Genomic DNA, 22,084 nt, shown 5'->3' on the forward strand with positions numbered 1-22,084 from the left:
TCACGAGGGGGGACTGCCGGGGGCGATATGACCGCCCCCGGCAAGGGGATTGGCTTAGCTGCCCGCCAGACCGATCGCGGCAAGCGCGGCCTTCACGTCGCCATCCTGAAGCACGGCCTCGGTAAAGGCGCGTTTCAGGTTGCCGACATTGGCCGCCGCATGGGGAATATCCACCGGCACCTGACGGGTGATCGCGGGGAACTGGCTGGCCATGTCCTCAGACACCGCGCTGGCGATGACCGGGCGGAAATAGGACTGCGCGATGATCGCCTGCGCCTCGTCGCTCAGCACCCAGTTGAGGAAATCAACCGCCTTGTCATGCTCGGGCGCGCCTTTGACCAGACCCATGCCAAGCGGCACTGCCGCCACGCCCTCGGACGGGATGACCACATCGACCGGCGCGCCATTGGCCTTTTCGATCAGGATGTTGCCTTCCGCGTCAACGGTGATCGCGCATTCGCCTTGCGCCAGGCGCGGCGCCACGATCTCGGTGCGGTAGCTGTGGCCGTTATCCTTGAACGCCTTGAGATAGGTGAAGCCGGTGGTGAAATCATCCGGTGCCCCGCCCAGCACGGCATTCATGGAATACATGAAAACCGAAGCCGTGCCCGACCAGGTCGGATCCATCGAACAGGCCAGACCCGCATATTTCGGATCAAGCAGATCGGCCCATGAGGTGGGCATCGACAGACCGCGACGCGCCAGAACGTCGGTGTTCACGCCGATGGCGATATTGGCGGTTGCCACGCCCCACCAGTGATGATCGGGGTCCTTCAGATCGGCGGGGATTTCGTCAAACCGCGTCGGTTCCAGCGGCGCGAGCAGACCGGCGGCCTTGGCCTCGGACGCGATATCGAGCGACCAGAACGCGGCATTGGCGATCGGGTTCGCGGCCTCGAGCTTGATCGCGGCAAGCGCGGTGCTCGACCCGTTCTTGAGATCGAGCGTCGGGCGGATACCGGTCTTGGCCTCGTAGGCCTCGACCAGACCGGCCCAGTTCATGTATTTGCTGGGCAGGTCGTAAACCGTCAGATCCTCGGCAGAGGCCGGGGCGGCAAGGGCCAGCGTAAGCGCGGTGCAGGAAAGTTTCAGGAAATGTTTCATGACGTCCTCAGTTCGCTTGATGTGGAAGGGGTGGTGGTTTCGGGCGGGCGGTTCTCGAACCGGCGATCCTCATAAACAAGGGCACCGGCGACAAAGGTCCGGCGCACGACCGGATGGCCAAGCACCGTCGAGACTTGGGCGACATCGCCCCGCAGACCGGGCAGGCAACGCCCCCGGTCCGAAAGGCCAAGCGCATCGGCGGGGCCGGCGGTGACAAGGCGGATCGCATCGGGCAGATCGGCAATCAGCCCGTCCTGCACCAGTTTGAACGCGCCGCACACCAGGGCCGGCGGATAGTAATCCGAACAGATCGCATCGAGCGCACCGGCGGCCAGCGCCTCGACAAGGTTCAGGTTGCCGCTGGCCGATCCGCCGCGCAGCAGGTTGGGACCGGCCATGCTGACCTTCATGCCAAGCGCATGGGCGCGCTCTGCCGCCTCAAGGCGCACCGGCATTTCCGACAAGCCCCCGCCCAGCGCGTGCCACGCCTCGACCCGCGCGGCGCAATCGTCGTCATGCGAGGCGATGATCAGGCCAAGTTCCTGCGCCCGCGCCGCCACCTGCGCCTCATGCGCGGTCTTGAGATGGGCGCGCGCGCGTTTCTCGGCCACCAGCCGTTCCAACTCGGCATCATCAGCATCGGTGATCTGACGGTTGAGCGCCTTGTAGCTTTCGAGATCGGCGAATTGGCCCTCGCCGGGCGTGTGATCCATGACCGAGATCATGCGCACCACCGGATGCGCCATCGCCGCAAGCGTGTAATCGGGATCGGCGGTTACTTCGTAGCGCAGGTCCACCCAATGCTCGACCAGCAGGCGCCCCGCCGCGCCATAATCGCGGATCGCGTCCATGATCGCCCCCGACAGCCGCTTGGAGCGGTTCTTGGCCTCGTCCTCGAAATAGGCGATGGCATGCAGCTTGGTGGTGATCCCCCAGGCGGCGGCGTTCTTGTCTGATTGCATCAGGCCCAGTTCGACCGGCATGCGCAGGGTGCCCGCGCGCGGCCCAAGCGCGCCGATCTCGAACTCGATATCGTCGCCATGCAGGTCGATGCAGCCGGGGATCAGCCAATCGCCTTCGGCGTCAATGACCTCGACCCCCGGCGCGGGCGCGGCCCCTGCCCCGTCGTCGGGCAGGATCTCGGCAATCTTGCCATCGTGCAGGCGCAGCGTGCCGTGTTCCACCCGGTCGGGCAAAACGATCTGGGCATTGGTGATGAGGGTCGTCATGCAACAGGTTCCTCTGTCTGGGTCACGCGGTGTTCGGCGGCAAGCTGCCCCGCCGCGATCACGATTTCACGATCCGCGAGCCGTTCGACCGCAAGGCGGTCATGCAGCACGGCGATGGTGCTGGTGCCTTGCGCCTTGAGGCTTGCCATCAGGTCGATGACGATCTCGCGCGTTTCCGGGTCAAGCGCGGCCGTCGGCTCGTCCACGATCAGCAAGCGCGGGCGCCGCATCAGCGTCAGCCCGAGATTGAAGCGCTGCTTTTCCCCGCCCGAAAACGTGGCGGGATACAGCTCTCCGTGGCTTTCGGGCAGGCGCAGCGCCTCGAATAGCGCGCGCGCCTCGGCCTCGGCGCGGGGGCGGTCATGGTGCGGCGCGGCCTCGATCATCAGATCGAGCGCGGCCACCCGCGGCACCACGTGCAGATGTTGCGCGACATAGCCGATCTCGCTGTCCAGAAGCGCGATCAGCTCGATCACCGGCAGTTGGTCCAGCCGCAACGCGGTGCCGTCGGTGCGGTGATAGACAACGCCGCCGCCAGTGGGGCGGTGATATTGCAGCACCGTCTTGACCAGCGTCGATTTGCCCGCGCCTGTGCGCCCGGTGACCGCGAGAAACTCGCCCCTGCCAAGGGTGAAGGAGACATCTTTCAACGCCTCGATCCGTTTGGCCCCCAGAAGATGCAGCACGAAGGTCTTGGACAGATTGTCGATTTCAAGGATGGGCTGTGTCATAGCGCGGAACTCACCAGAAGTTGGGTGTAAGGGGCCTGCGGGTCTTCCATGAGTTGGGCCACCATGCCGCTTTCGACGACGCGCCCGGCCTTGAGCACGATCGCCCGCCGCGCCAGAAGCCGCAGCACGCCCCAGTCATGGGTGACAAGGATCACCGTCAGCCCCAGCTCGCGCTGCACCTTGCGGATCAGATCAAGCGTGCGCGCCTGCACCGACAGATCGAGGCCGGTCGTCGGCTCATCCAGCAACAGCACCTGCGGGCGGTTGGCCAGTGCACGCGCGATCTGCACCCGCTGGCGCATGCCCGCGCTCAGCGTCTCGGTCACCACGTCCATCCGGTCGCCCAGTTCCATATGGTCGAGATGGCCATGCGCCCGCGCGCGCATCTGCCCGATATGGCGTTCGCCCGCGGCCAGCATCCGTTCGATGACATTGCCGCCCGCGCTCATCCCCATCATCAGCGCGCGACGCGGGTTCTGATAGACAAGGCCAAGCGCGTGGTTGCGCAGGTCGCGCCGCTCTTCGTCGCTGGCCTCGTGCAAAGGGCGCTGCCCGTCATGCCAGCCGCCGTAATAGATCGCGCCTGCCGTCGGCTCGGCGCGGAAATCGAGGATGTCGATCAGGCTGGTCTTGCCCGCGCCGCTTTCGCCGACAATGCCGAAAATCTCGCCGGGATAGACATCAAAGCTGACATCGCGCAGCGCCCAGACCGCGCCGCAGCGCGGGCAGACGGCAGTATCTGCCCGGTCGTCCAGCGCGCGGCAGCCGTCGGCGCAAGGCGCGCGGCCATGGCGCAACGACAGACCTTCGGCCCGGATCAAAGGGGTTGCCATGTCATATCCTCCAGATGTTCACCGCGCCGCTTGCGGCAATGAGCCGTGTCCGAGCACAGCCAGCCCATGCCGCCGCCCTGCGCCAGAAACGGGGCCAGAAAGCTGTCGGTCGCGCCGCAGAGCCCGCAGGCGCGCCCGGTCTGATCCTCGACGCGAAACGGGTGATCCTCGAAACCAAGCGGCTCGACCCGCGTGTCGGGCGGGATCGAATAGATGCGTTTCTCGCGCCCGGCACAGAAGACGAACAGCGCCGGGGACTGATCCAGCATCGGCAAATCCCAGCGCGGCACATGGGTGGGATCGAGCACATACCGCCCCTCGACCATCACCGGATACCGCCCGCCGATCATGATCTCGCCGTGGCTGACAACGCTTTCATAAAGCCGGAGCCACAGCTTGCTGTAATCCTTCTCGGCATGCATCTGCCGCGCCACCGCCTCGGAGCGCTCGAAAAACCGCAGCGCATCGGGAAAGGCCACCTGAAGGATCACGATCTGATCCTCGCGCAGGGGGGCCTCGGGCACCTTGTGGCGGGTCTGGATCAGGTCGGCGCGCTCGGGGTCATAGGTGGCGGTGGCGCCCGTCACCAGCCCCACCATGCGGCGCAGGTTGACCGCGTTCACCGTCTCGTCATCGCCCTCGTCGATGATCTTGTAGCGATCCTCGGGGCCGATCAGCGACAGCGTGACCTGCAACCCGCCCGAGCCATAGCCGCGCGCGATCGGCACCTCCTCGGAGACGTAAGGCACCTGATAGCCCGGAATGCAGACCGAGCGCAGCACGGCCAGCCGCACCGAGGCTTTCATGAACTCATCCAGATAGCCAAAGGGCCATTGCGGCGCGGTGGCGGGGGCGATGTGATTGGCGCTCATGGGGTGGTCTCCTCGAATTCGGGCTGTGCCGCCGCTTCCGGCGCAACGGTTTGCGGCGCATTGGCCGCGCTCATCCGGTCAAGAACCGAGGCGAAAAGCATGTAATGCGGCTTTTTCAGATGCTCGACAAAGCCAAGGCTTTCGACCCCGTCGCAATGATAAAGCACGAATTCGGTATCGTCGGCGGGGCCGCCCTCGGGGCTGTCGCCCTGCTCCAGACAGCCGTCGAGGATCGAGATGGCAATGGCCCGTTCTTCCTGCTGGCCAAGGGCCGCGCCAAAGCCCAGCCCAAGCCGCAGGCCGTCCTGCCCGTCTTCGGCATCATCGGTCGAGATGGCCCCGACACCGGTGATGATCGCATCGCATTGGGTGATCAGCACCTCGCCGATCCCGACCTCGATGTCCCAAAGCGGATGGCGCAGGCGCACCGGCACATGGCCCACGCGCAGCTCTGCCAAGGTCGGATGGACATGGCCGTAGCCGCGCAACGAACTGTAGGCGAGCCCGATCATCATTCCGTTCTCGCCGCGCGACAGCGCCTGAAGCCGGGCCGAGCGGGCGGGCGCCGGAAAGCGCATCGGTGCCATGGTGATGTCGGCAGGTTCCGCCCCGGTGTCGCCCTTGGGCAGGCTGACCACACCCGCCGCGCGCAGGATCTCGATCACCCGCGGCATCGGCGGCAGCGGGCGTGTGGCCTCGCCCTCTACGCCGTCCTCGGCCCCAAGCGCGCGCAAGGCCTCGGCGCGGCGCTCTTCGGGCAGTTCGGCCAGCAGCTCATGACGCAGGAAATGCAGCGTATAATCGTGCGATGGCCCCAGATACTGACCGCCGGGCACGGATTTGAACGCCGAGGACAGGCGGCGCAGCACGCGCATATCTTCCATGTCGATCGTCTCGGATGTGCCCCAGCGTGGCAGGCTGACCCGCAAAGCGCGCAGGATGAACGAGGCATGGATGACATCGCCCTCGGCCTGCACGATGGCAAGGGCCGCGAGGCGCGGCGCGTGAAACCCGGCCTCGCACATCACGCGATCCACCGCGTTGCGCTGCCCGACAAGGATCATGTCCACTTGCTGGGTGGCACTTGCCGCGCCTTCAGGTGCTGCGCGAAAGGCCCCCAGCCGCACAGCATCGAGCATCTGCTCGGCGGCCAGCATCGCCTCGGTGCCGCCCCGGACAACGGTATATCCCATCTCAGACCTCCCTTGAGTCAAGCCGCGAATGGCGCGGCAAACCGGAAACCGTGCCGCTGCCCTGATCCACCAAGAGGATGTCCACCCCCATCGGATAGGCGGCGTTGACGGCTGCGCGCGCGGCGATAAAATCATTGCCAAACCCCGCCACCGAGAAACGCCGCGTGCGCCCTCCGGCGGCCCCGCGCCCGACCCAAAATGCCGGCGCGTCCGCATCGGGCTCATCGCTTAGCCCGGTGACCGCCAGCAGCAACAGCGCGCCATCCTCGGGATGATGCAGCGTGCCGCGAGACAGCGCCGCGATCAGCACGGCACCCGCCTCGGCCTGCGCCGCCGCGATCACCGCCTCGCCCGGTGCCTGCACGAGCCGCGCGCCCACGGGCGGCGTAAACCCCGCCGCGCCGCTGCCCTCGCCCAGGTAAAGCCGCGTGCCCGCAGGCACGAAGGCGCGCAACAGCCCCGCGCAGGTGGCACCGCAGCGCAGCACCCTTCCGGGATGCGCCATGGCGGAGATGGCCGCGCGCGCAAGGGCTTGGGTCTCGAACGGATCGGGGCCGATGGAATAGACTGCGTCTTTCATGGGGTATCCTCAGCGATCGGTGGAATAGTCGTTGGCGTCGTAGGCCTCGACCTCGCCACCCTCGAAATTGATCTCGGTGGCGCGCACGGCCGCGCGCTCTTGCGCTGCCTTGCGCGCGCGCGCCGCCTCGACCCCCGCAAGCGCCGCGCGCACTTGGGGCAACAGCGTCGGGTCGGCCTCGATCCCGGCCAGAAGCGTGGCCCCGATCACCGCCGCCTCGTCATCCTCGCCCAAGCGAAGCTGGCAGCCCTGATGCCCGCCGACCTCGGCATTGGCCTCGATCGCCAGCGCCTCGGTCATGTTGAAGGGCTGGCCGCTGACCCCGTCGCGCAGCCGCAGCATGACGCGCACCCGGCGCGCGCTGCGGCGCGTGGCGGTCAGGCCGAAGCGCTCGGGCAAATCGCGAATGTCATCTGCGGCGGCATGGGCAAGCAGCTCGTGCAGCGCCGCCTTTTCGGCAAGGTCGGTGGCTTGGTCGGGCATGGTGACCTGTCTTTCTATCTGTTGTTGGTCGCCGATGAATGGCGACCCGTTGGGCACTATCTCGTCATCCCGCCCGGTGACCGGGCGGAGGCGGCACCCCTCGCAAAGGGGATAAATTTTGGAAACTGGCAGAACTCCTGCCCCCGGCGTGCCTGCGATCAGGCGGGGCGGCGGGCCTTCATATCGGGCATGGTCGGTCCTCTCGGTCGCGTTGCGTGACTGGGGAGTCAGATCGTGGTGTTCTCTTGGTCTTGCGGCGGCTCGTCGGTGGCCCAGCCCGGCTCGGCCACCGACAGTTGAATGCGATCGCCGCGAAACTGGCTGATCGCGTATTCCTGCACCTCGCCGCATTCGCGGCAGGCGTTCACCCCCTTGACGCGCAGCACCGGCTGGGTGCGCGGCATCCTGAGCGCCAGCGCATCCTCGGGCAGCGGCAGGCGCGTGGTGATCAGGCTCTCGACCCGCTCAAGCGTGATCCCGGCGGTCTCGCGCAGATGGCGGGTGAGCGAGCCGCCCTCGTAGCTGCGCGCCGCCTCCGCCGAAGCACCGGTCAGAAAATGCAGCGTGAGCGCAAAGGGCAGATCCTCGTCACTGCGCAAGGTGCGCAGCCGCAGCACAGTCGTGCCTTCGGCAATACGCAACCGGCGGGCGACGCCACCCTCAGCGCGCGCCTCATCGCGGTCAAGCAGGCGCACCTGCGCAGTGCGGCCACTGGCGGCAAGCTGTTCGGTGAACCGCGTGTCGCGCCCGATACCGTAAACCAGACCGCGCGCCAACACGCGGGTGCCGCGTCCGTGGACCCGCTCAACCAGCCCCTCGGCAATCAGCGCTGACACGGCATGGCGCAGCGTGTGGCGATTGACACCGAAGCGCGCGGCAAGCTCGGGCTCGGCCGGCAGCCAGTCGCCCTCATCGAAATTGCGCTCGATCTCGCCGCGCAGGGCTTCAGCGATCTGCGCCCAGACGGCGACGCCGGAATGTCGAACAAGGTGCGGCAAGGGTCCCCCTCCGAATCTCTACGTCACCACGTCTAGATGAGGCGTATGACGTGCTTGTGACGGGCCATCCAAGGCGGGGCGGTCGTGATGATCAAGGCCCGCATCCACTGCGTTCGCCAGAGGTGGTCCTGCTTTTTCGACCAGTTTGCAGCCCTGTTAAGGTGGATCAGGATTTAATCAGGCTGCCAGTCTCAGGCAAGACATTCACCGCCCTCAAGATCGGCGAAGATCTGAATCGCCCCGGTTTCATCGGAGACCTATAGCTTCACTTCACGCGACCATATCGAGCACGTCGCGCTGTGCATAGAATTTCTCTTCTGCCTCTGCTGGCGGGATGTTTCCGATGGGTCCAAGCAGGCGCCGGTTGTTGAACCAATCCACCCAGCCGAGGGTGGCCATTTCCAGATCCTGCATGTTGCGCCACGGACCCTGACGGTGGACCAGCTCGGTTTTGTAGAGGCCGTTTATGGTTTCCGCGAGTGCGTTGTCATATGAGTCACCGACGCTGCCGACCGATGGTTCGATGCCCGCTTCGGCTAAACGCTCGGTGTATCGAATGGACAAATATTGCCCGCCGCGATCCGAGTGGTGGACCAATCCGCTCCTTTGGACGGGCCGTCGATCGTGCAGGGCCTGCTCAAGAGCATCGAGAGCAAAGTCAGTTTTGGCTACCCGTAGTTGAAAGGGACGGCACAGAAAGGAAACGCCATGAACATCAGCACGTCCCCCAATGCGACCAATGACACCCGCCCGGCACCCGCCAAAGCAACCAAGCCCGCCACTGCAGAAGTTATCATCACCCCCAACCTGATCGCGCAATTGAGAAAAGACATCGCAAAGATCGGCACGGAAACAGCGGAAGGCATTACGAAAAGGCAGGCCATCATTCTCCTTCTGCCCGAAATCACCGCCGCACGGGCGAGGAAAGTGAACTTCAAGGTGATTGAAGCCGCACTGTAGGCACGCGGCATTCTTATCAGTGCGGCAACGATCGGCACATACTGGCGTCAGGCGATGGCAGACATCGAGGCCGCGAAACCGAAACCCCTCAAGCCTGCTCCCGAACCCATTCCGGCACCCGAGATCGATATCGCATCGCTCGAACAGACGCTGGACGATGTAAACACGCCGTCGTCCTCAATCGTGCTTCACCCGCTTGAGGACATCGATTACGAGGATGATGAAGACTTTTTGCGTAAAACGCGTGCCAGAAATCATGGCAACGAGTCGGTCGAGAAGTAGGTATTTGCGGCTGGGATGGTCATACGACTCAACAGTATCATGGGGGCGCGGACAATGGCTGCTGCGCCCCCAATGCGTTGGTGAGGAGCGCGGCGGAACATATGTTTGGCCTGCATAGGAAGCGCAGCAGGCGCGCTCTGAACATGAAGGCACTGCCTATGCAAATTGCGCAGAACCGCAACGGTGTCACCAGCACGGGATCATTGGCACCAGCCCATGAGTAGGTGAAAAGGATGCGCACTGTTCCCGAAAGCACAGATCTGGCGTCACGAGGCCGACAGCACCCCGGTCGGCGCTATCGGATTGGATATTGAACCACCCGATGAGCCATCGCCCGACGAATCGCTAAAGATCTAGAACGAGCGGATAAAGTTCGCACGCATCGTTTCTGCGGGCGAAACCGCCCCCAATCTACGCCGACGTCAAAAGCTGGAAGATCGCGACCGCACGATCCCTTTTCAGATTGCGCGCGAGGGTCACAACCGTCGATCCGTATCGGATCCGGACGCGAAACCGCCGCTTTGCCGCAGCCCGCGCATTGGCAACAGCTGCCGCCATCATTGCCCCGGTCGTGGCATTCGCAATCGCACCCATCGCTGCCATCGAGGCCCCGGCCACACCGGTTCCGCCAATGATCAGACCGGCACCGCCGGAGATGGATACCTCCTTGTCCATCGGATTGTCGATCAGCACCTCAGTGACACGCGCCAGATCATACTCATTGGCACCCTTGATGATGCTCAGCGGGGTGAGCGTGAACTCCTGTCGCTGGAAAGTCAGATAAACGAGAAAGACGAGCCCCGGAATTCCAATGGTTGGCACGATCCAGAAGGGCGTCAATAACAGAGAGAGGGCCGGCAGAACCATGATCCCCATGAATACGTATCCGGACCATGGAATCCCGTCGCCGCCAAAGCTGATGACGCGCCGCTCGCCGTCCTGGCGCAGATCATATCCTTGGTCGTATCGTGCCTGTTTTGCCATATGCGTATCTCCGGACAGTCAGAAAAGTTGCCCCTCAAGCGTGAGGTGTCAGAAATGTCCGGGCATCACGGTCCGCATCGTAGCGGATTGATGCCCGGTGAGAGTGCTCATTGCAGGACGAAAATCACCGGAACGCGGGTCTTTGCCCCATCGACCGCGAAGATTGCGACAGAACGATTGATCGCGTTCATGCCCGTGGTGTATTTCAGCGGATCGTAGAGGGGGATACCTTCGGTCGTTCCTCCTGCTCCGCCAGCAAAGGCGCGCGTGCCACTCCGCTTATGAAACTTCGGCGTGGCGGCTGCCTCCAAGGAAGCAGGATCATAGGCCACGACCGTAGAGTAAGCATCGAAGATGTCGGTCGCGTCGCCGACAAAAGTGCCAAATACCTCCTCGACCGATCCGCTGCGCTCCAACTCCAGAACACCGTAGGCCCGTGTCAGCGCATGACCTATCAGCTTCGGCGCGACAACGAGATGCCCTGCCAGATCCTGCGCGTGGTGCCGATGGCCACCGGCCATGCCGCGCTTTGCGCCGAGAAGGCGATGCACAAGGAATTGAAACAGGCACATCCCGATGCAGCCGTCGATCCTGCGGCGTGGCGGGGGCAGATCCGGGTCAAGACGGAGATCTATGATGGATCTCTGACGCCGGTGATCCTCTGCCTGCTCGATGATCTTGAGGCCAGCGCACCCGCCGCCTGAAACGGGCCTCTCTTTCCAACAAGCCCATCTGGCTCCGGGTCACGCGCCCGGAGACAGAAGGGCTTTGCCGCCGCATTAAAAACAGGGAGCTGCGCCATGACCCAGCCCAATACGACCACTTCACCCAAAGCGCCTCTTTGGCTGCCCTTCGCACATGTCCTGATCGACCGCCTGCGGCTGCATCATGCAGGCCGGGGCCACCTGATCTGCAACACCCAATCGGACGTCCAAGACGGCGAGGCCGATGATGTGCTTGGTGAGATCTTCCAGCGCTTCACTCAGGGCCAGCCGGACCCGGAGCAGCCGATCAATGCGCCTTGGGCCCCAGTCCCGGCGCGTCAGGTCCTGATTGCCTTGCGGCTCGCTGTGGCGTTCGGGTCCGAGGACGCACTGCGTGCCGCACAAGACGCGCGCGCGGTGACGATCGTGACGGATTTCGCCATCGGCGATCTGGAGCTTGTCGCGGAAGTGCTCAAATGCTGCGTGCCCAATCCGGCGTGGACGGTGGTTGCACCGCCCGTCTCAGAGGGCGCGGTCAGTGCATCGCAGGCGCAAAGATTTGCGGTTCTTATAGAGGAGGCGATGGATCTGTTTTCGCCGGCCCTTATCCTCTGCCCATTGGACGCGCCGCTGCCAGAGCATATCCGGCAAGCGGGTCTGCCACTCTGGCGACTGCCGCCCGTGACGCGCGAGATATTGGTGGCGCAGCTGCGAGCGGGCGATCTTGGCGTCGCGCTGACGGATGAAGCGGCCTTCCAGCAGGCCCTGCCGGATGACGCACGGCTGGCCAAGCTCAGCACCGCCCATGTCTGCACCGCCCTGCGCGGTCCCACCTTGCCAGACGTGAGCGCACGGCTCACAGCGATGACGCTGACCGACCGCAAAGATGTGCCCCGTCTCGAAGAGATGGCCGGCGACAGCCCTGCCCTTTTGGCGGCACGGCGTATGGTTGCCGATCTTCTGCTTTGGAAAGCCGGTCAGGTCGCATGGTCCGACCTCTCGCGCTCAACCCTGTTTTACGGCCCACCCGGAACTGGCAAGACGTGGCTGGCCCGCGCCATGGGGGCCAGCGCCGGTATCGCTTGCGTGACCGGCAGCTTCGCGGAATGGCAGGCGGCGGGCCATCTGGGCGATATGCTGCGCGAGATGCGCAAGACCTTTGCCGAGGCGCGGAGCCGCGCGCCCTCCATTCTTTTCATAGATGAGATCGATGCCGTCGGATCACGAGCCAGCCGCGACCCCCACAATTCCAACTACCGCACCCAAGTGATCAATGGATTCCTGGGTGAGATGAACGCGATCGCACTGCAAGAAGGCGTGATCGTGGTGGGTGCGTGTAACTTTATCGACCGCATCGATCCGGCAGTCCTGCGCGCGGGGCGTTTCGATCTCAAGATCAAGGTGCCGCTTCCGGATGCTGCGGGCCTCAGGCCCAAATCAGGGAAACGCGTTCTGGTTGACGCTCTGGATTCCTCTGGGTCTCCTGATCCCGGTCTGATCGATCATTTGCCCATGCGGGTCATTGCCTTCCTCACACTTCCGGGCGGTCGATTTTGGCGGGGTCGCAGTATTACCCCACCATCACCGGCCCCCGGTATTCCTCGTTTTTCGTCAACATGGCCCACAGCCCCCGCGCCATCTTGTTGGCCAGCGCGATGGCGACCAGCATGAACCTCACTGCCACCCCCGAATGGCTCGAGCTTGCCCCAGGCCTGCGCCTGCAGGTCGCACCTCTGACCACCGCGCTGATGGTCGCGGCCCGGGCCGATGCCACCATCGAGGCTTTGTCCGAAGATGCCAGTCAGGAAGAGCTGGCGCTCGCCATGGCCAAAGCCGTCGCCCGCCGCGCGGTGCTGGACTGGGAGGGCGTCGGCGACGACGCGGGCAATGTCGTGCCGGTCACGCCCGAGGGCATTGATGCGCTGCTGGAGATCTGGCCGGTCTTCGAGGCGTTCCAGACCTCCTATGTCGCGCGCGGTCTCATTCTGGACGCGGAAAAAAACGCCTTATCGCCCGCGCCGAGTGGTCCTTCGGCGGGGGCGAGCGCTATTGCGCCGCCTGCCCGCCCTTTGAGGGCCGCGAGCAAAGCTGTCCGGACTGCCCCGCAAGACTGAACCGACCTGTCACCTTTGAAGGCTGGCAGATCTGGGATTTGGTCGGCCGTATGGGCGGCCAGATCCGCGTGACCCCCGGTGCCGTGCTGGGCTGGGACATGGGCGCGGCATTGGCCCTCGCGAGCGGCTTAGGCATTGACCCCCTCATCGCCGCCGAACTGCTGCCCGGGATCGAGGCGGTGATGGTGCGCAAACTGAACGAAGAGATAGCCGGTGAGAGAGAACACGCCGTCAGGTCTTGATCTTCTTGATCACAGTGGCGCCCGGCAGCCCCGCAAAATGCTGGTCGCAGGTCAGGAGACGCGCGCCCCGCGCCTGCGCGGTCGCCAGAATGATGGCATCGGCGGTGGCCAGCTTGTGGATGCGGCACGCGTCAGCCGCGGCCAGCGCAATATCGGTGTCGAGCGGAACAACCTCGCAGACCTGCGTGAAGGCGATCACCTGATCGGCCTTGTCCTCGCCCACCTCGCGGGTGAGCCATTTCGCGAGCTCCAGCTGCACCATGGTCGGCACCAGCCACTCCGCCTGTTCCGGCAGGTCTTTTGCCACCACCTCCCCGGTGGGAGAGCCAATCAGCCACTCGATCCATGCCGAGGTATCGACAAGGATCATCAGACCCGGTCCGTGCGGTCACGGTAGTCGCTGCCCGATGCCCCGCGCGCAAGACCTTTCAGGGCCTCCCGCTCCGGGACCGGGACCAGCAGAACGCCGGTGCCCTTCGGAATGAACGCAAAGGTCAGCCCGGCTTTCCAGTGTTGGGCACTCCGGATCGCCTTCGGGATCGAGATCTGGAACTTCGAGGAGAGGGTCGCGGTCTCGGACATGATCATACCACTTGTTTATCGATGCGCCAAACGTAAGACAGACACATCCCAAATTCAAGGATTCTGATCCATGGCTGAGAAACACGTTTCCGTGCGCCTCGTTGCGGAAGGCGGCCGCCAGGTGCGCGCCGAGCTTGAGGGCGTGGGCGAAGCAGGCGCGCGGGGCTTTGGCCGTCTGTCGCGCGAGATGGATCTGGCCAATGCCCGCATGGCAGGTTTTGCGCGGCGCGCGCGGGTGGCGGCCGCCGCCGCCACGGTCGCGCTGGCCGCTGCCGGGGCCGCGATGATCCGCTCGGGGCTGCAAACGGTGGATGCGCAGGCCAAGCTAGCGGCCTCGCTCGACACCACTGTTGCCAGCATTCAGGTGCTCGAGCGCGCGGGCGATCTGGCGGGCGTGTCGATGGGTCAGGTCGAGCAGGCCACGGCGCAGCTTACACGGCGGCTGAGCCAGGCGGCGGCCGGGACTGGCCCAGCCGTGGACGCCCTGCGCCGCCTGCAACTTTCGGCCGAAGACCTGCAGCGCCTGCCACTGGATCAGCGCATCGCCAACATTCAGGAGGCGCTGGGCCAGTTTGTCCCCGAGGCCGAGCGCGCCGCTGTCGCCTCAACGCTCTTTGGCGACCGCGCAGCTCTGGTCTTCACCCGGATCGACACGGCCACACTGCGCCAGGCGACCGAGGATGTGCTCGCCTTCGGGGTGGTGGTCTCGGACGCGGACGCGGGCCAGATCGAGCGCACCAATGATGCGATCTCGCGGCTGGGGCTGATCTGGCGCGGGGTCTCGAACCAGCTCGCCGTCGCCGCCGCCCCGGCGCTGGAGGCGGTGGCGAACGCTCTGGCAGCGGTTGCCAGCCGCACCGGACCGCTCGGCATCGCCATCAGGGCGCTCTTCGACAATATCGGCCGTCTGGCCTCCATCGCCGCCACTTTCGCGGCCCTCACCCCCGCCTGGCGGCGGCGCATCGCCTTCGCCTTCCTGTTCCCGCGCTCCAACCACATCTGAGTTTTTCATCATGGCAACCCTTGTCCTCGGCGCCGTCGGCACCGCGATTGGCGGCTCGATCGGCGGCAGCCTCCTTGGCGTCAGTGCCGCCAGCATCGGCGGCTTTGTCGGCTCCAGCCTTGGCGGTGTGCTCGACAACTGGATCGTCTCGGCACTGGCGCCCGCGCAACGCATCGAGGGCGCGCGGCTGGACAGCCTGACCATCACCGCGTCGACCGAAGGCGCGGTGATCCCGCGTCTCTTCGGGCGCATGCGCGTCGGCGGCAACATCATCTGGGCCACGGATTTCCGCGAGGAGACCAAGACCTCGCGCCAGGGCGGCGGCAAGGGCGGCGGGCCAAAGGTCACCACCACCGAGTTTCTCTACTTCGCCTCCTTCGCCGTGGCGCTCTCGGAAGGCTCCGAAGCCGGTCCCGGAGGGACCATTCTCTCCAGTGGAGAGAATGGAGGCGGAGGAGGCCCGGCAGGGCGGGGGATCACCGGTGTGGGGCGCATCTGGGCCGATGGCAAGCCGATGGACCTCTCTGGCGTCACCTGGCGCTGGTATCCCGGCGACGAGGCGCAGGAGCCCGATCCGTTCATCGCCGCCAGAATGGGGGCCGCCAACACGCCTGCGTATCGCGGCACCGCCTATGTGGTCTTCGAGGAGCTGGCGCTCTCCGCCTTTGGCAACCGCCTGCCGCAGCTTTCTTTCGAGGTGTTTCGCCCGCTGCCCGATCCCGACACCGCCGAGGGGCTGGTCAAGGCTGTCACGATGATCCCGGCCTCGGGCGAGTTCATCTACGCGACGCAACCGGTCAGGAGATTGTCCGGCCCGGGTGGGGCCACCCGCGCCGACAATCTCAACGCCCTCGCGGAGACCACCGATATCACCGTGGCGCTCGACCGGCTGCAAGCCTCGGTCCCGGGCATCGAAAGCGTCAGCCTCGTGGTGGCCTGGTTCGGCGATGACCTGCGGGCCGGGCATTGCAGGATCCGGCCCGGTGTGGAACTGCCGGTGAAGATCACCTCGCCCATCGCCTGGTCGGTGAATGGTGTCAGCCGCGCCAATGCCTTGCTTGTGAGCCGGGACAGCGACGACCGCCCGGCCTTTGGCGGCACACCGGCGGATTTCGCGGTGGTTCAGGCAATTCGGGAGATAAAGGCGCGCGGGCTGCGGGTGACCTTTTATCCGTTCCTGCTGATGGATGTGCCGTCCGGCAACACCCTGCCGAACCCGTATTCCGACAATGCCGCCGGGATCGGCCAGCCCGCATTCCCTTGGCGCGGCCGCATCACCTCTTCGCCTGCGGCGGGGGTCGCGGGGAGCGTCGACCAGACCGGCGCCGCCGCAGCACAGGTCGCGGCCTTCTTCGGCGCGGCCATGCCCGCGAGTTTCAGCCTGTCCGGGGATGCTGTCAGCTGGGCCGGGCCCGTGGAGGACTGGGGCCTGCGACGCATGGTGCTGCATTACGCGCATCTCTGCGCGGTGGCGGGCGGGGTCGATGCCTTCCTGATCGGCTCGGAAATGCGCGGGCTGACCACGATCCGCTCTGACGTGAGCACCTATCCCGCCGTGCAGGCGTTGCGCGATCTGGCGGCGGATGTGCGCAGCATTCTGGGTGCGGAAACCGCGATCAGCTATGCCGCCGACTGGTCGGAGTATTTCGGGCACCAGCCGCAGGATGGATCGGGCGACGTCTATTTCCACCTCGATCCGCTCTGGGCGGATGCCAGCATCACCTTCATCGGCATCGATAATTACATGCCGCTGTCGGACTGGCGCGACGGGTTCGAGCATCTTGATGCGCAGGGCGGCTGGCCCGCGATCCATGACCGCGCCTATCTGCAATCGAACATCGCGGGCGGCGAAGGGTTTGACTGGTTCCATGCCAGCGCAGCGGATCGCGCGGCGCAGATCAGGACGCCGATTACCGATGGCGGCGCGGACAAGCCATGGGTGTTCCGCTTCAAGGATCTGCGTAGCTGGTGGCAAAACCCGCATTTCAACGGGCCCGGTGGGGTCGAGAGCGGGACACCGACCGCGTGGGTGCCACAATCCAAGCCGATCTGGTTCACCGAACTGGGCTGTCCTGCGATTGATCGCGGCACCAACCAGCCCAATGTGTTTGTTGATCCAAAATCCTCGGAAAGCGAGGTGCCGCATTTCTCGCGCGGCTGGCGCGATGATGCCATTCAGCGGGCGTATCTGGAGGCGACCTATCTGCATTGGGGCGATCCCGCGAACAACCCCGTGTCCTCAATCTACGGCGGCCCGATGGTGCACGTCCCCGACTGCGCGGCCTGGACCTGGGATGCGCGGCCCTATCCGTTCTTTCCGGAGTTGATTGATGTCTGGAGCGATGGCCCGAACTGGCGGCTGGGCCACTGGCTGACGGGTCGGCTCGGGGCCGTGTCGCTGGCAGCCCTCGTGCGCCACCTTTGCCTCCGCGCCGGGCTGCGGGAAGACCAGATCGACGTCTCCGAGTTATGGGGCGCGGTTGAGGGTTATGTCATCACCGCGCTGGAAGCGCCGCGCGCCTCGATCGGCACCCTGGCGCGGCATTTCGGGTTTGACGCGGTGGAAAGCGAGGGCCGCATCCGCTTCGTGATGCGCGGCCAGAGCGCCCGCGTCACCGTCACCCCGGATGCTATGGTGGCGTCCTCCGCCGCAGAGGGCGATGTGATGGAGCTCACCCGCGCGCAGGAATCCGAACTGCCGCAGGCGCTCAAATGGCAGATCACCCGCGCCGACGAGGAGTACGATACAGCACAGGTCGAAGCCCGGCGCATCACCGTGGAAAGCGCGCGCATCGCCTCGGAAGCCTTCCCCCTCGCCGTCCCGCCCGAGGAGGCCGAGCGCCGCTGCCGCCGCGCCCTGATGGAGGCCTGGGTGGGCCGGGAGACGGCCGCGTTCCGCCTGCCGCCCTCGCGTCTGGCACTCGATCCGGCGGACGTGATCCTGCTCGACCACGATGGCCGCCTGACAGAGATGCGGCTCGTGTCCATCGCCGACTCCGACCTGCGCAGCGTCGACGCCGTGCGCCAGGATCGCAGCACCTACGATCTGCCACCCGGGCAGGCCCGCCCGACCACGCTGGCAACCCCCACGGTGTTCGGCGCGCCCGAGATCGTCCTGCTCGATCTGCCGCAGCTGCGCGACGATCAACCCGCGCACCGACCCTTGGTCGCGGCCCATGCCAGGCCATGGCCGGGGGAGCTGGCGGTGTTTCGCAGCGCCGCCACAGATGGGTTTGCGCTGCTGACCACATTCGGCACCCGCGCCAGCATCGGCGTGCTGGCCGCCGACCTCTTTGCCGGGCCGGTATCGCGCTTCGATCACGGCAATGCGCTGCTGGTCGATCTCTTCTCCGGAACGCTGGAAAGCGTCACCGATCTCGCCCTCTTTGGCGGGGCCAACGCGCTGGCGATCGAAACAGGTCCTAGCCAGTGGGAAATTGTCCAGGCGGGCAGCGTGGAGCTGATCGCCGCCGGGCGCTACCGCCTGATCCGTTTGCTGCGGGGCCAGCGCGGCACGGAAACTGCCATCGCCAGCGTGGTGCCATCTGGCGCCCGCGTCGTGGTGCTGGACACGACACTGGCTTCGCTACCAATCAGCGAGGCTGATCTGGGTCTGCCATGGAACTGGCGCATCGGCCCGGTCTCAAAACCCGTCAGTGATGAGACTTACACCGCGGTCGGTTTCACTCCCGAGGGCGCTGGGCTGCGGCCGTTTTCGGTAGGCCATGTCGAACAGCCCTGGCGCTTTGCCCGCAGCCCCGGCGACCTGACCATCCGCTGGGTGCGGCGCTCACGATCGCTGGCCGCCGACAGCTGGAACGCAGGTGATGTGCCGCTTGCCGAAGAGACCGATGCCTATGAGGTCGACATTCTGGACGGGTCAGTTGTCAAGCGATCCTTTACGACTGCCACGACCAGCGTCCTCTACACCGCAACGCAGCAGACCGCCGATTGGGGCGCGCCGCTCGGACCCGGCCAGACCCTTGATATCCGCATCTTCCAGCTCTCGGCCCTGATCGGCCGGGGCGCTGGGCGATCCGTCACCCTCAACTTCTGAAAGACCTCTCATGTCCGACGCCACGACCAACCTGCTGCTGCCCTATATTCTGGCCGCGCAGGCCCAGAAGCATGTCACCCACAACGAGGCGCTGCGCCTGCTCGACGGGCTGGTGCAGCTCTCGGTGATCGGCCGTGATCTGGCAGCACCCCCGACAAGCCCGGTCGATGGGGACCGCTACATAGTGGCCACGGGCGGCGCCGGCGACTGGGCCGGGTGGGATCTGAACGTCGCCCTCTGGTCCGACGGTGCCTGGCTGCGCCTGCCGCCCCGCACCGGCTGGCGGGTCTGGGTCGAAGACGAGCGTTTGCTGCTGGTTTATGACGGCGTGGGCTGGGTCGGCACAACCCCGGCGGCTCTGCAGAACCTCGCGCTGCTGGGCGTGGGCACCACCGCCGATGCCGCCACCCCGTTCGCGGCCAAACTGAACGCCGCACTCTGGACGGCGAAGACCGTGGCCGAGGGGGGGACCGGCGATCTGTTCTACACCATGAACAAGGAGGCCGCCGCCGATGATCTCGGTCTGACATTGCGGACCGGGTTCGTGACCAGGGCGCTGCTGGGGCTCTTCGGCTCGGACAGGCTGCGCCTCGCGGTCTCCCCCGATGGCAGCACGTTCTTCGACGGGCTCAGCATCGACAACGCCACCGGCATTGCCGACCAGCCGCAACTGCCGCGCTTCAAGGCCTGGACCAACTTCGACAATTACGTCGGCGTCGGAACCTGGACGAAGATCGGCCTCAACAACGCAGACTATAACGATCAGGGCGTGTTCGACGCCGCCACCAATCTCTTTACCGCGCCCGCCTCCGGCACCTACCTTTTCGGCGCGACGCTGCTCTACAAGATCAATGCCAGCACTTCGGCCCGGATGCGCGGGCGGCTGGTGCTTAATGGAGCCACGGAAATCCGTGGCTCCTTCGGTGAAATCAGCGGCGGCCACGTCTCGCTCGCCACCGCCCTCTGGCTGCAGACCATGGTGCCTCTGACCGCGGGCGATACCGTCGAGTTGCAGGGGTATTTCCGTGCGCAGGACGGGTTTTTCGCGGCCGATCAGACGTCCTTCTGGGGCTGCAAGGTCGGCTGAGGCACCCCGGCAGAACCTTGTTTCACACCAACACCAGACCCACGACCAAAGGATATCACCATGACAGAACGCACCTCATTGCTGCAGGAGGTCGGGCAGGTCTTTCGCGACAATGGCATGACCGCTGCCGTCACCGCGCTGATCGGCGGCATCCTGGCCATCGCCGCCACCGTCACCCGCAAAGCGTTCACCAACGAGGCGATGCTGGACCGCCTCGACCGCGAGCTCAACGCCGAGCGCGACCGCATCGACAAACAGCGCGCCGAGGACCGCAAGGTCGATGCCGACCGGCTGGAGCGGATCGAGACCGATATCCGCGCCATGCGGGACGTCATGTTTGAAGCCTTCCAGCGCGGTCGTGCTGACTGACGCGCCACCAACTCACAAACCAATCCGTCACCCGACCCGCCCCACAGGCGGGTTTTGCATGCCTGGAGGATCCCCATGCCGACAACGACCTATGCCCATTTCCGCGACGTGCCCGAAAGCGTCTGGCGCTGGCCCAGCTTTTCGCCCGCCGAGATCGCCTCGCGCGATGCCGGTGCGATCAGGATCAACACCGAAGCCATGGACAAGCTGCAGTCCCTGCGCAACCGCCTCGGCAAGCCGCTGATCGTCCGCTCGGCCTATCGCAGCCCGGCGCATAACCGCGCGGTCGGCGGCGCAAAGGCATCGAAGCATATGGAAGGCACGGCGTTTGATATCGCCATGTCGAACCACGACCCCGTTGTCTTTGAGGCGGCTGCAAGGGCGGCGGGGTTCCTCGGCTTCGGGTATTACCCGCGCTCGGGCTTCATGCATATCGATCTCGGGCCCGCCCGCAGCTGGGGCGATCCCTTTCCGCCCCGTGCCACACCGTTTGTGCCGGAAATCCCGCCTGCCCGTGAGGTGCTGGCCGACAGTCGCACGCTCAAGGGTGGTGGCGCGGCCGGGGTGGCCACGGTCGGTGCGGCCGGGGTCGAGGTGGCGCAGCAGGTTCTTGCCGAGACGCAATCCGCAATTCTGCCACTGGTGCCTTATCTCGATACCCTGCGCTGGGTGTTCATTGCCCTGGCACTGATCGGCATCGCCGTCGCGATCCATGCCCGGATCGATGACTGGAAGCGGGGCCAGAGATGATCGGCTGGATTGCCGCACTCCTTGCAAGCGGCCCGGCGCGCAAAGCGCTGGGCCTGATGCTGGCCGCCCTCACCATCGTCCTGTTTCTGCTGAACCTTCGCCGCGCCGGGGAGCGCGCCGGGCGGCTGGCGGAGCGGCTTTCAACATCGGAGAAGAGCCATGAAATTCAACGCCAGATGCTGGAAGCCGCCAGCCGCCGTCCTCGTGACCCTGATGCTCTGGCTCAGCGCCTGCGCGACGGGCGGTTCTGATGCCCAAGTGGCCTGCCCGCCGGTGGTGGAATACAGCGCAGCCGAACAATCGCGCGCCGCCGCAGAGGTGGGTGCACTGCCGGAAAACGCGATGATCGTTCGGATGCTGAGCGACTATGCCGTCTTGCGCGACCAGGTGCGGGCGTGCGGGTGAAAGACGGGCCGGGCAAGCAAAATGCAGGAAGCGGCAGACGCCTCGGTCGCAGCGTCACGCCCGGCCCGGTTCATTGGCTTACGGTTTCAAAGAGCAGCAGGGCTTCGCTGCCCTCTAAGGATCCCACAGGGCGGGACACCTGTCGCGCGCCGAAATGGGCACGATCGTGCCCCTCGGGAGAAGGGTTAAGCGTGGCCCTGCACATTGACATCGGCCCGACTCACAGGCCACGTCTGCCGGGTCCACATTAAAACGAATGTTGAGCTTGGCAGTGGTCCCCTACTGCGCCCGGGGCTGGCCGCTTTGGAGAATGCCGCGCGACGGGGCGACCGGCGGTGATGCGCAGATAGCGGAGTTTGCAAAGCCAGAGTGATTTCCAACAACGCCCTTTCTGTAATCATATATTGAGAGCTGGTTGAGAGCCTACCTGCTCCATCCCGGATGATCACGTTTCTCCTCGGCGATCCGCCCTCTTCATGGCAAGATCGGTCCTGAGAGACATTTGGACGGAGGCGCGGACAT

24 protein-coding genes and 3 pseudogenes are annotated in these 22,084 nt (G+C 65.4%); 13 read left to right on the forward strand and 14 right to left on the reverse strand.

Annotated features, from left to right (window positions below; all coding sequences use genetic code 11):
• Positions 1-54: 54 nt before the first annotated feature.
• The 10 genes and pseudogenes from ACSSV8_RS16530 to ACSSV8_RS16575 all read right to left on the reverse strand — a co-directional run.
• On the reverse strand, positions 55-1,104 hold the full coding sequence (locus ACSSV8_RS16530; protein ID WP_454283183.1) for an extracellular solute-binding protein: 1,050 nt from the start codon (positions 1,102-1,104) through the stop codon (positions 55-57).
• Complete coding sequence (locus ACSSV8_RS16535) at positions 1,101-2,333, reverse strand: alpha-D-ribose 1-methylphosphonate 5-triphosphate diphosphatase (RefSeq protein ID WP_454283184.1); 1,233 nt, start codon at positions 2,331-2,333, stop codon at positions 1,101-1,103. Before ACSSV8_RS16535 ends, ACSSV8_RS16530 begins: the two co-directional genes overlap by 4 nt.
• Complete coding sequence (locus ACSSV8_RS16540; protein ID WP_454283185.1) at positions 2,330-3,064, reverse strand: ATP-binding cassette domain-containing protein; 735 nt, start codon at positions 3,062-3,064, stop codon at positions 2,330-2,332. Before ACSSV8_RS16540 ends, ACSSV8_RS16535 begins: the two co-directional genes overlap by 4 nt.
• On the reverse strand, positions 3,061-3,897 hold the full coding sequence (locus tag ACSSV8_RS16545) for an ATP-binding cassette domain-containing protein (RefSeq protein ID WP_454283186.1): 837 nt from the start codon (positions 3,895-3,897) through the stop codon (positions 3,061-3,063). The genes ACSSV8_RS16540 and ACSSV8_RS16545 overlap by 4 nt, the downstream gene beginning before the upstream one ends.
• Positions 3,882-4,769 carry an alpha-D-ribose 1-methylphosphonate 5-phosphate C-P-lyase PhnJ gene (locus tag ACSSV8_RS16550; RefSeq protein ID WP_454283187.1) on the reverse strand — a complete coding sequence of 296 codons (888 nt, stop codon included), beginning with the start codon at positions 4,767-4,769 and terminating at the stop codon, positions 3,882-3,884. The genes ACSSV8_RS16545 and ACSSV8_RS16550 overlap by 16 nt, the downstream gene beginning before the upstream one ends.
• Positions 4,766-5,962, reverse strand: a complete 1,197-nt coding sequence (locus ACSSV8_RS16555) for a carbon-phosphorus lyase complex subunit PhnI (RefSeq protein WP_454283188.1) — start codon at positions 5,960-5,962, stop codon at positions 4,766-4,768. The genes ACSSV8_RS16550 and ACSSV8_RS16555 overlap by 4 nt, the downstream gene beginning before the upstream one ends.
• A 1-nt stretch (position 5,963) precedes the next feature.
• Positions 5,964-6,542 (reverse strand): phosphonate C-P lyase system protein PhnH, encoded by a 579-nt coding sequence (locus ACSSV8_RS16560; RefSeq protein WP_454283189.1) that lies wholly within the window; start codon positions 6,540-6,542, stop codon positions 5,964-5,966.
• A gap of 9 nt (positions 6,543-6,551) precedes the next feature.
• Positions 6,552-7,025 (reverse strand): phosphonate C-P lyase system protein PhnG, encoded by a 474-nt coding sequence (locus ACSSV8_RS16565; protein ID WP_454283190.1) that lies wholly within the window; start codon positions 7,023-7,025, stop codon positions 6,552-6,554.
• A gap of 227 nt (positions 7,026-7,252) precedes the next feature.
• Entirely contained in the window at positions 7,253-8,023 is a 771-nt protein-coding gene (gene phnF, locus ACSSV8_RS16570; protein WP_454283191.1) for a phosphonate metabolism transcriptional regulator PhnF, read from the reverse strand.
• Between the two features lie 270 nt (positions 8,024-8,293).
• Positions 8,294-8,698 (reverse strand): annotated as a pseudogene (locus tag ACSSV8_RS16575) (integrase core domain-containing protein); the annotation flags it as partial.
• Between the two features lie 33 nt (positions 8,699-8,731).
• Between ACSSV8_RS16575 and ACSSV8_RS16580 the strand changes: the two are divergent.
• Together ACSSV8_RS16580 and ACSSV8_RS16585 are read left to right on the forward strand one after the other, a co-directional pair.
• Positions 8,732-8,983: a hypothetical protein gene (locus ACSSV8_RS16580; protein ID WP_454283201.1), complete on the forward strand. Its 252-nt coding sequence runs from the start codon at positions 8,732-8,734 to the stop codon at positions 8,981-8,983.
• Between the two features lie 54 nt (positions 8,984-9,037).
• Positions 9,038-9,265, forward strand: a complete 228-nt coding sequence (locus tag ACSSV8_RS16585) for a hypothetical protein (RefSeq protein WP_454283192.1) — start codon at positions 9,038-9,040, stop codon at positions 9,263-9,265.
• A 411-nt stretch (positions 9,266-9,676) separates the two neighbouring features.
• Here the strand turns inward: ACSSV8_RS16585 and ACSSV8_RS16590 are convergent, their stop codons facing one another.
• Both ACSSV8_RS16590 and ACSSV8_RS16595 read right to left on the reverse strand, forming a co-directional pair.
• A complete protein-coding gene (locus tag ACSSV8_RS16590) occupies positions 9,677-10,249 on the reverse strand; it encodes a hypothetical protein (protein WP_454283193.1) in 573 nt (190 codons plus the stop codon).
• A 107-nt stretch (positions 10,250-10,356) separates the two neighbouring features.
• Complete coding sequence (locus ACSSV8_RS16595) at positions 10,357-10,665, reverse strand: hypothetical protein (protein WP_454283194.1); 309 nt, start codon at positions 10,663-10,665, stop codon at positions 10,357-10,359.
• A 30-nt stretch (positions 10,666-10,695) separates the two neighbouring features.
• Here ACSSV8_RS16595 and ACSSV8_RS16600 point away from each other — a divergent pair, with 30 nt between their 5' ends.
• The 4 genes and pseudogenes from ACSSV8_RS16600 to ACSSV8_RS16615 all read left to right on the forward strand — a co-directional run bounded on the left by ACSSV8_RS16600 (position 10,696) and on the right by ACSSV8_RS16615 (position 13,309).
• Positions 10,696-10,953, forward strand: coding sequence for a hypothetical protein (locus ACSSV8_RS16600; RefSeq protein WP_454283195.1), 258 nt, complete (start codon positions 10,696-10,698; stop codon positions 10,951-10,953).
• A gap of 945 nt (positions 10,954-11,898) precedes the next feature.
• Positions 11,899-12,351 (forward strand): annotated as a pseudogene (locus tag ACSSV8_RS16605) (ATP-binding protein); the annotation flags it as partial.
• A 269-nt stretch (positions 12,352-12,620) separates the two neighbouring features.
• The gene (locus tag ACSSV8_RS16610; protein ID WP_454283196.1) at positions 12,621-13,067 is read left to right on the forward strand and encodes a hypothetical protein; all 447 of its coding nucleotides are present in this window, start codon (positions 12,621-12,623) and stop codon (positions 13,065-13,067) included.
• 50 nt (positions 13,068-13,117) lie between these two features.
• Complete coding sequence (locus ACSSV8_RS16615; protein ID WP_454283197.1) at positions 13,118-13,309, forward strand: DUF7697 family protein; 192 nt, start codon at positions 13,118-13,120, stop codon at positions 13,307-13,309.
• Here ACSSV8_RS16615 and ACSSV8_RS16620 read toward each other — a convergent pair.
• Positions 13,299-13,679, reverse strand: a complete 381-nt coding sequence (locus ACSSV8_RS16620; RefSeq protein WP_354540691.1) for a type II toxin-antitoxin system VapC family toxin — start codon at positions 13,677-13,679, stop codon at positions 13,299-13,301. The genes ACSSV8_RS16615 and ACSSV8_RS16620 overlap by 11 nt on opposite strands.
• Positions 13,679-13,891 carry an AbrB/MazE/SpoVT family DNA-binding domain-containing protein gene (locus ACSSV8_RS16625; protein WP_354540690.1) on the reverse strand — a complete coding sequence of 71 codons (213 nt, stop codon included), beginning with the start codon at positions 13,889-13,891 and terminating at the stop codon, positions 13,679-13,681. The genes ACSSV8_RS16620 and ACSSV8_RS16625 overlap by 1 nt, the downstream gene beginning before the upstream one ends.
• Positions 13,892-13,961: 70 nt before the next feature.
• On the opposite strand from ACSSV8_RS16625, the pseudogene ACSSV8_RS16630 reads away from it, so the two are divergent.
• The 7 genes and pseudogenes from ACSSV8_RS16630 to ACSSV8_RS16660 form a co-directional block, all read left to right on the forward strand.
• A pseudogene (locus ACSSV8_RS16630) lies at positions 13,962-14,879 on the forward strand (phage tail tape measure protein); the annotation flags it as partial.
• A gap of 25 nt (positions 14,880-14,904) precedes the next feature.
• On the forward strand, positions 14,905-18,951 hold the full coding sequence (locus ACSSV8_RS16635; RefSeq protein ID WP_454283198.1) for a baseplate multidomain protein megatron: 4,047 nt from the start codon (positions 14,905-14,907) through the stop codon (positions 18,949-18,951).
• Between the two features lie 10 nt (positions 18,952-18,961).
• The gene (locus ACSSV8_RS16640) at positions 18,962-20,038 is read left to right on the forward strand and encodes a DUF2793 domain-containing protein (protein ID WP_454283199.1); all 1,077 of its coding nucleotides are present in this window, start codon (positions 18,962-18,964) and stop codon (positions 20,036-20,038) included.
• Positions 20,039-20,098: 60 nt separating this feature from the next.
• Positions 20,099-20,407: a hypothetical protein gene (locus ACSSV8_RS16645; RefSeq protein WP_354540686.1), complete on the forward strand. Its 309-nt coding sequence runs from the start codon at positions 20,099-20,101 to the stop codon at positions 20,405-20,407.
• Positions 20,408-20,482: 75 nt separating this feature from the next.
• Positions 20,483-21,157 carry a YcbK family protein gene (locus tag ACSSV8_RS16650; protein WP_354540685.1) on the forward strand — a complete coding sequence of 225 codons (675 nt, stop codon included), beginning with the start codon at positions 20,483-20,485 and terminating at the stop codon, positions 21,155-21,157.
• Entirely contained in the window at positions 21,154-21,408 is a 255-nt protein-coding gene (locus ACSSV8_RS16655; RefSeq protein ID WP_354540684.1) for a hypothetical protein, read from the forward strand. Before ACSSV8_RS16650 ends, ACSSV8_RS16655 begins: the two co-directional genes overlap by 4 nt.
• Before the next feature lie 7 nt (positions 21,409-21,415).
• Positions 21,416-21,562 (forward strand): hypothetical protein, encoded by a 147-nt coding sequence (locus ACSSV8_RS16660; protein WP_454283200.1) that lies wholly within the window; start codon positions 21,416-21,418, stop codon positions 21,560-21,562.
• Positions 21,563-22,084 lie beyond the last annotated feature (522 nt).

It is taken from the genome of Roseovarius sp. MBR-79 (assembly GCF_053628555.1).

Bases quoted from the DNA above. Each gene is read 5' to 3' on its own strand.
- ACSSV8_RS16635 (WP_454283198.1), top strand. From the start codon at position 14,905: ATGGCAACCCTTGTCCTCGGCGCCGTCGGCACCGCGATTGGCGGCTCG.
- ACSSV8_RS16565 (WP_454283190.1), bottom strand. From the start codon at position 7,025: ATGCCCGACCAAGCCACCGACCTTGCCGAAAAGGCGGCGCTGCACGAG.
- ACSSV8_RS16610 (WP_454283196.1), top strand. From the start codon at position 12,621: ATGAACCTCACTGCCACCCCCGAATGGCTCGAGCTTGCCCCAGGCCTG.
- ACSSV8_RS16600 (WP_454283195.1), top strand. From the start codon at position 10,696: ATGACCTATCAGCTTCGGCGCGACAACGAGATGCCCTGCCAGATCCTG.
- ACSSV8_RS16550 (WP_454283187.1), bottom strand. From the start codon at position 4,769: ATGAGCGCCAATCACATCGCCCCCGCCACCGCGCCGCAATGGCCCTTT.
- ACSSV8_RS16615 (WP_454283197.1), top strand. From the start codon at position 13,118: ATGGGCGGCCAGATCCGCGTGACCCCCGGTGCCGTGCTGGGCTGGGAC.
- ACSSV8_RS16560 (WP_454283189.1), bottom strand. From the start codon at position 6,542: ATGAAAGACGCAGTCTATTCCATCGGCCCCGATCCGTTCGAGACCCAA.
- ACSSV8_RS16530 (WP_454283183.1), bottom strand. From the start codon at position 1,104: ATGAAACATTTCCTGAAACTTTCCTGCACCGCGCTTACGCTGGCCCTT.
- ACSSV8_RS16545 (WP_454283186.1), bottom strand. From the start codon at position 3,897: ATGGCAACCCCTTTGATCCGGGCCGAAGGTCTGTCGTTGCGCCATGGC.
- ACSSV8_RS16650 (WP_354540685.1), top strand. From the start codon at position 20,483: ATGCCGACAACGACCTATGCCCATTTCCGCGACGTGCCCGAAAGCGTC.
- ACSSV8_RS16580 (WP_454283201.1), top strand. From the start codon at position 8,732: ATGAACATCAGCACGTCCCCCAATGCGACCAATGACACCCGCCCGGCA.
- ACSSV8_RS16645 (WP_354540686.1), top strand. From the start codon at position 20,099: ATGACAGAACGCACCTCATTGCTGCAGGAGGTCGGGCAGGTCTTTCGC.
- ACSSV8_RS16535 (WP_454283184.1), bottom strand. From the start codon at position 2,333: ATGACGACCCTCATCACCAATGCCCAGATCGTTTTGCCCGACCGGGTG.
- ACSSV8_RS16585 (WP_454283192.1), top strand. From the start codon at position 9,038: ATGGCAGACATCGAGGCCGCGAAACCGAAACCCCTCAAGCCTGCTCCC.
- ACSSV8_RS16555 (WP_454283188.1), bottom strand. From the start codon at position 5,962: ATGGGATATACCGTTGTCCGGGGCGGCACCGAGGCGATGCTGGCCGCC.
- ACSSV8_RS16625 (WP_354540690.1), bottom strand. From the start codon at position 13,891: ATGTCCGAGACCGCGACCCTCTCCTCGAAGTTCCAGATCTCGATCCCG.
- ACSSV8_RS16540 (WP_454283185.1), bottom strand. From the start codon at position 3,064: ATGACACAGCCCATCCTTGAAATCGACAATCTGTCCAAGACCTTCGTG.
- ACSSV8_RS16655 (WP_354540684.1), top strand. From the start codon at position 21,154: ATGATCGGCTGGATTGCCGCACTCCTTGCAAGCGGCCCGGCGCGCAAA.
- ACSSV8_RS16620 (WP_354540691.1), bottom strand. From the start codon at position 13,679: ATGATCCTTGTCGATACCTCGGCATGGATCGAGTGGCTGATTGGCTCT.
- ACSSV8_RS16640 (WP_454283199.1), top strand. From the start codon at position 18,962: ATGTCCGACGCCACGACCAACCTGCTGCTGCCCTATATTCTGGCCGCG.
- ACSSV8_RS16590 (WP_454283193.1), bottom strand. From the start codon at position 10,249: ATGGCAAAACAGGCACGATACGACCAAGGATATGATCTGCGCCAGGAC.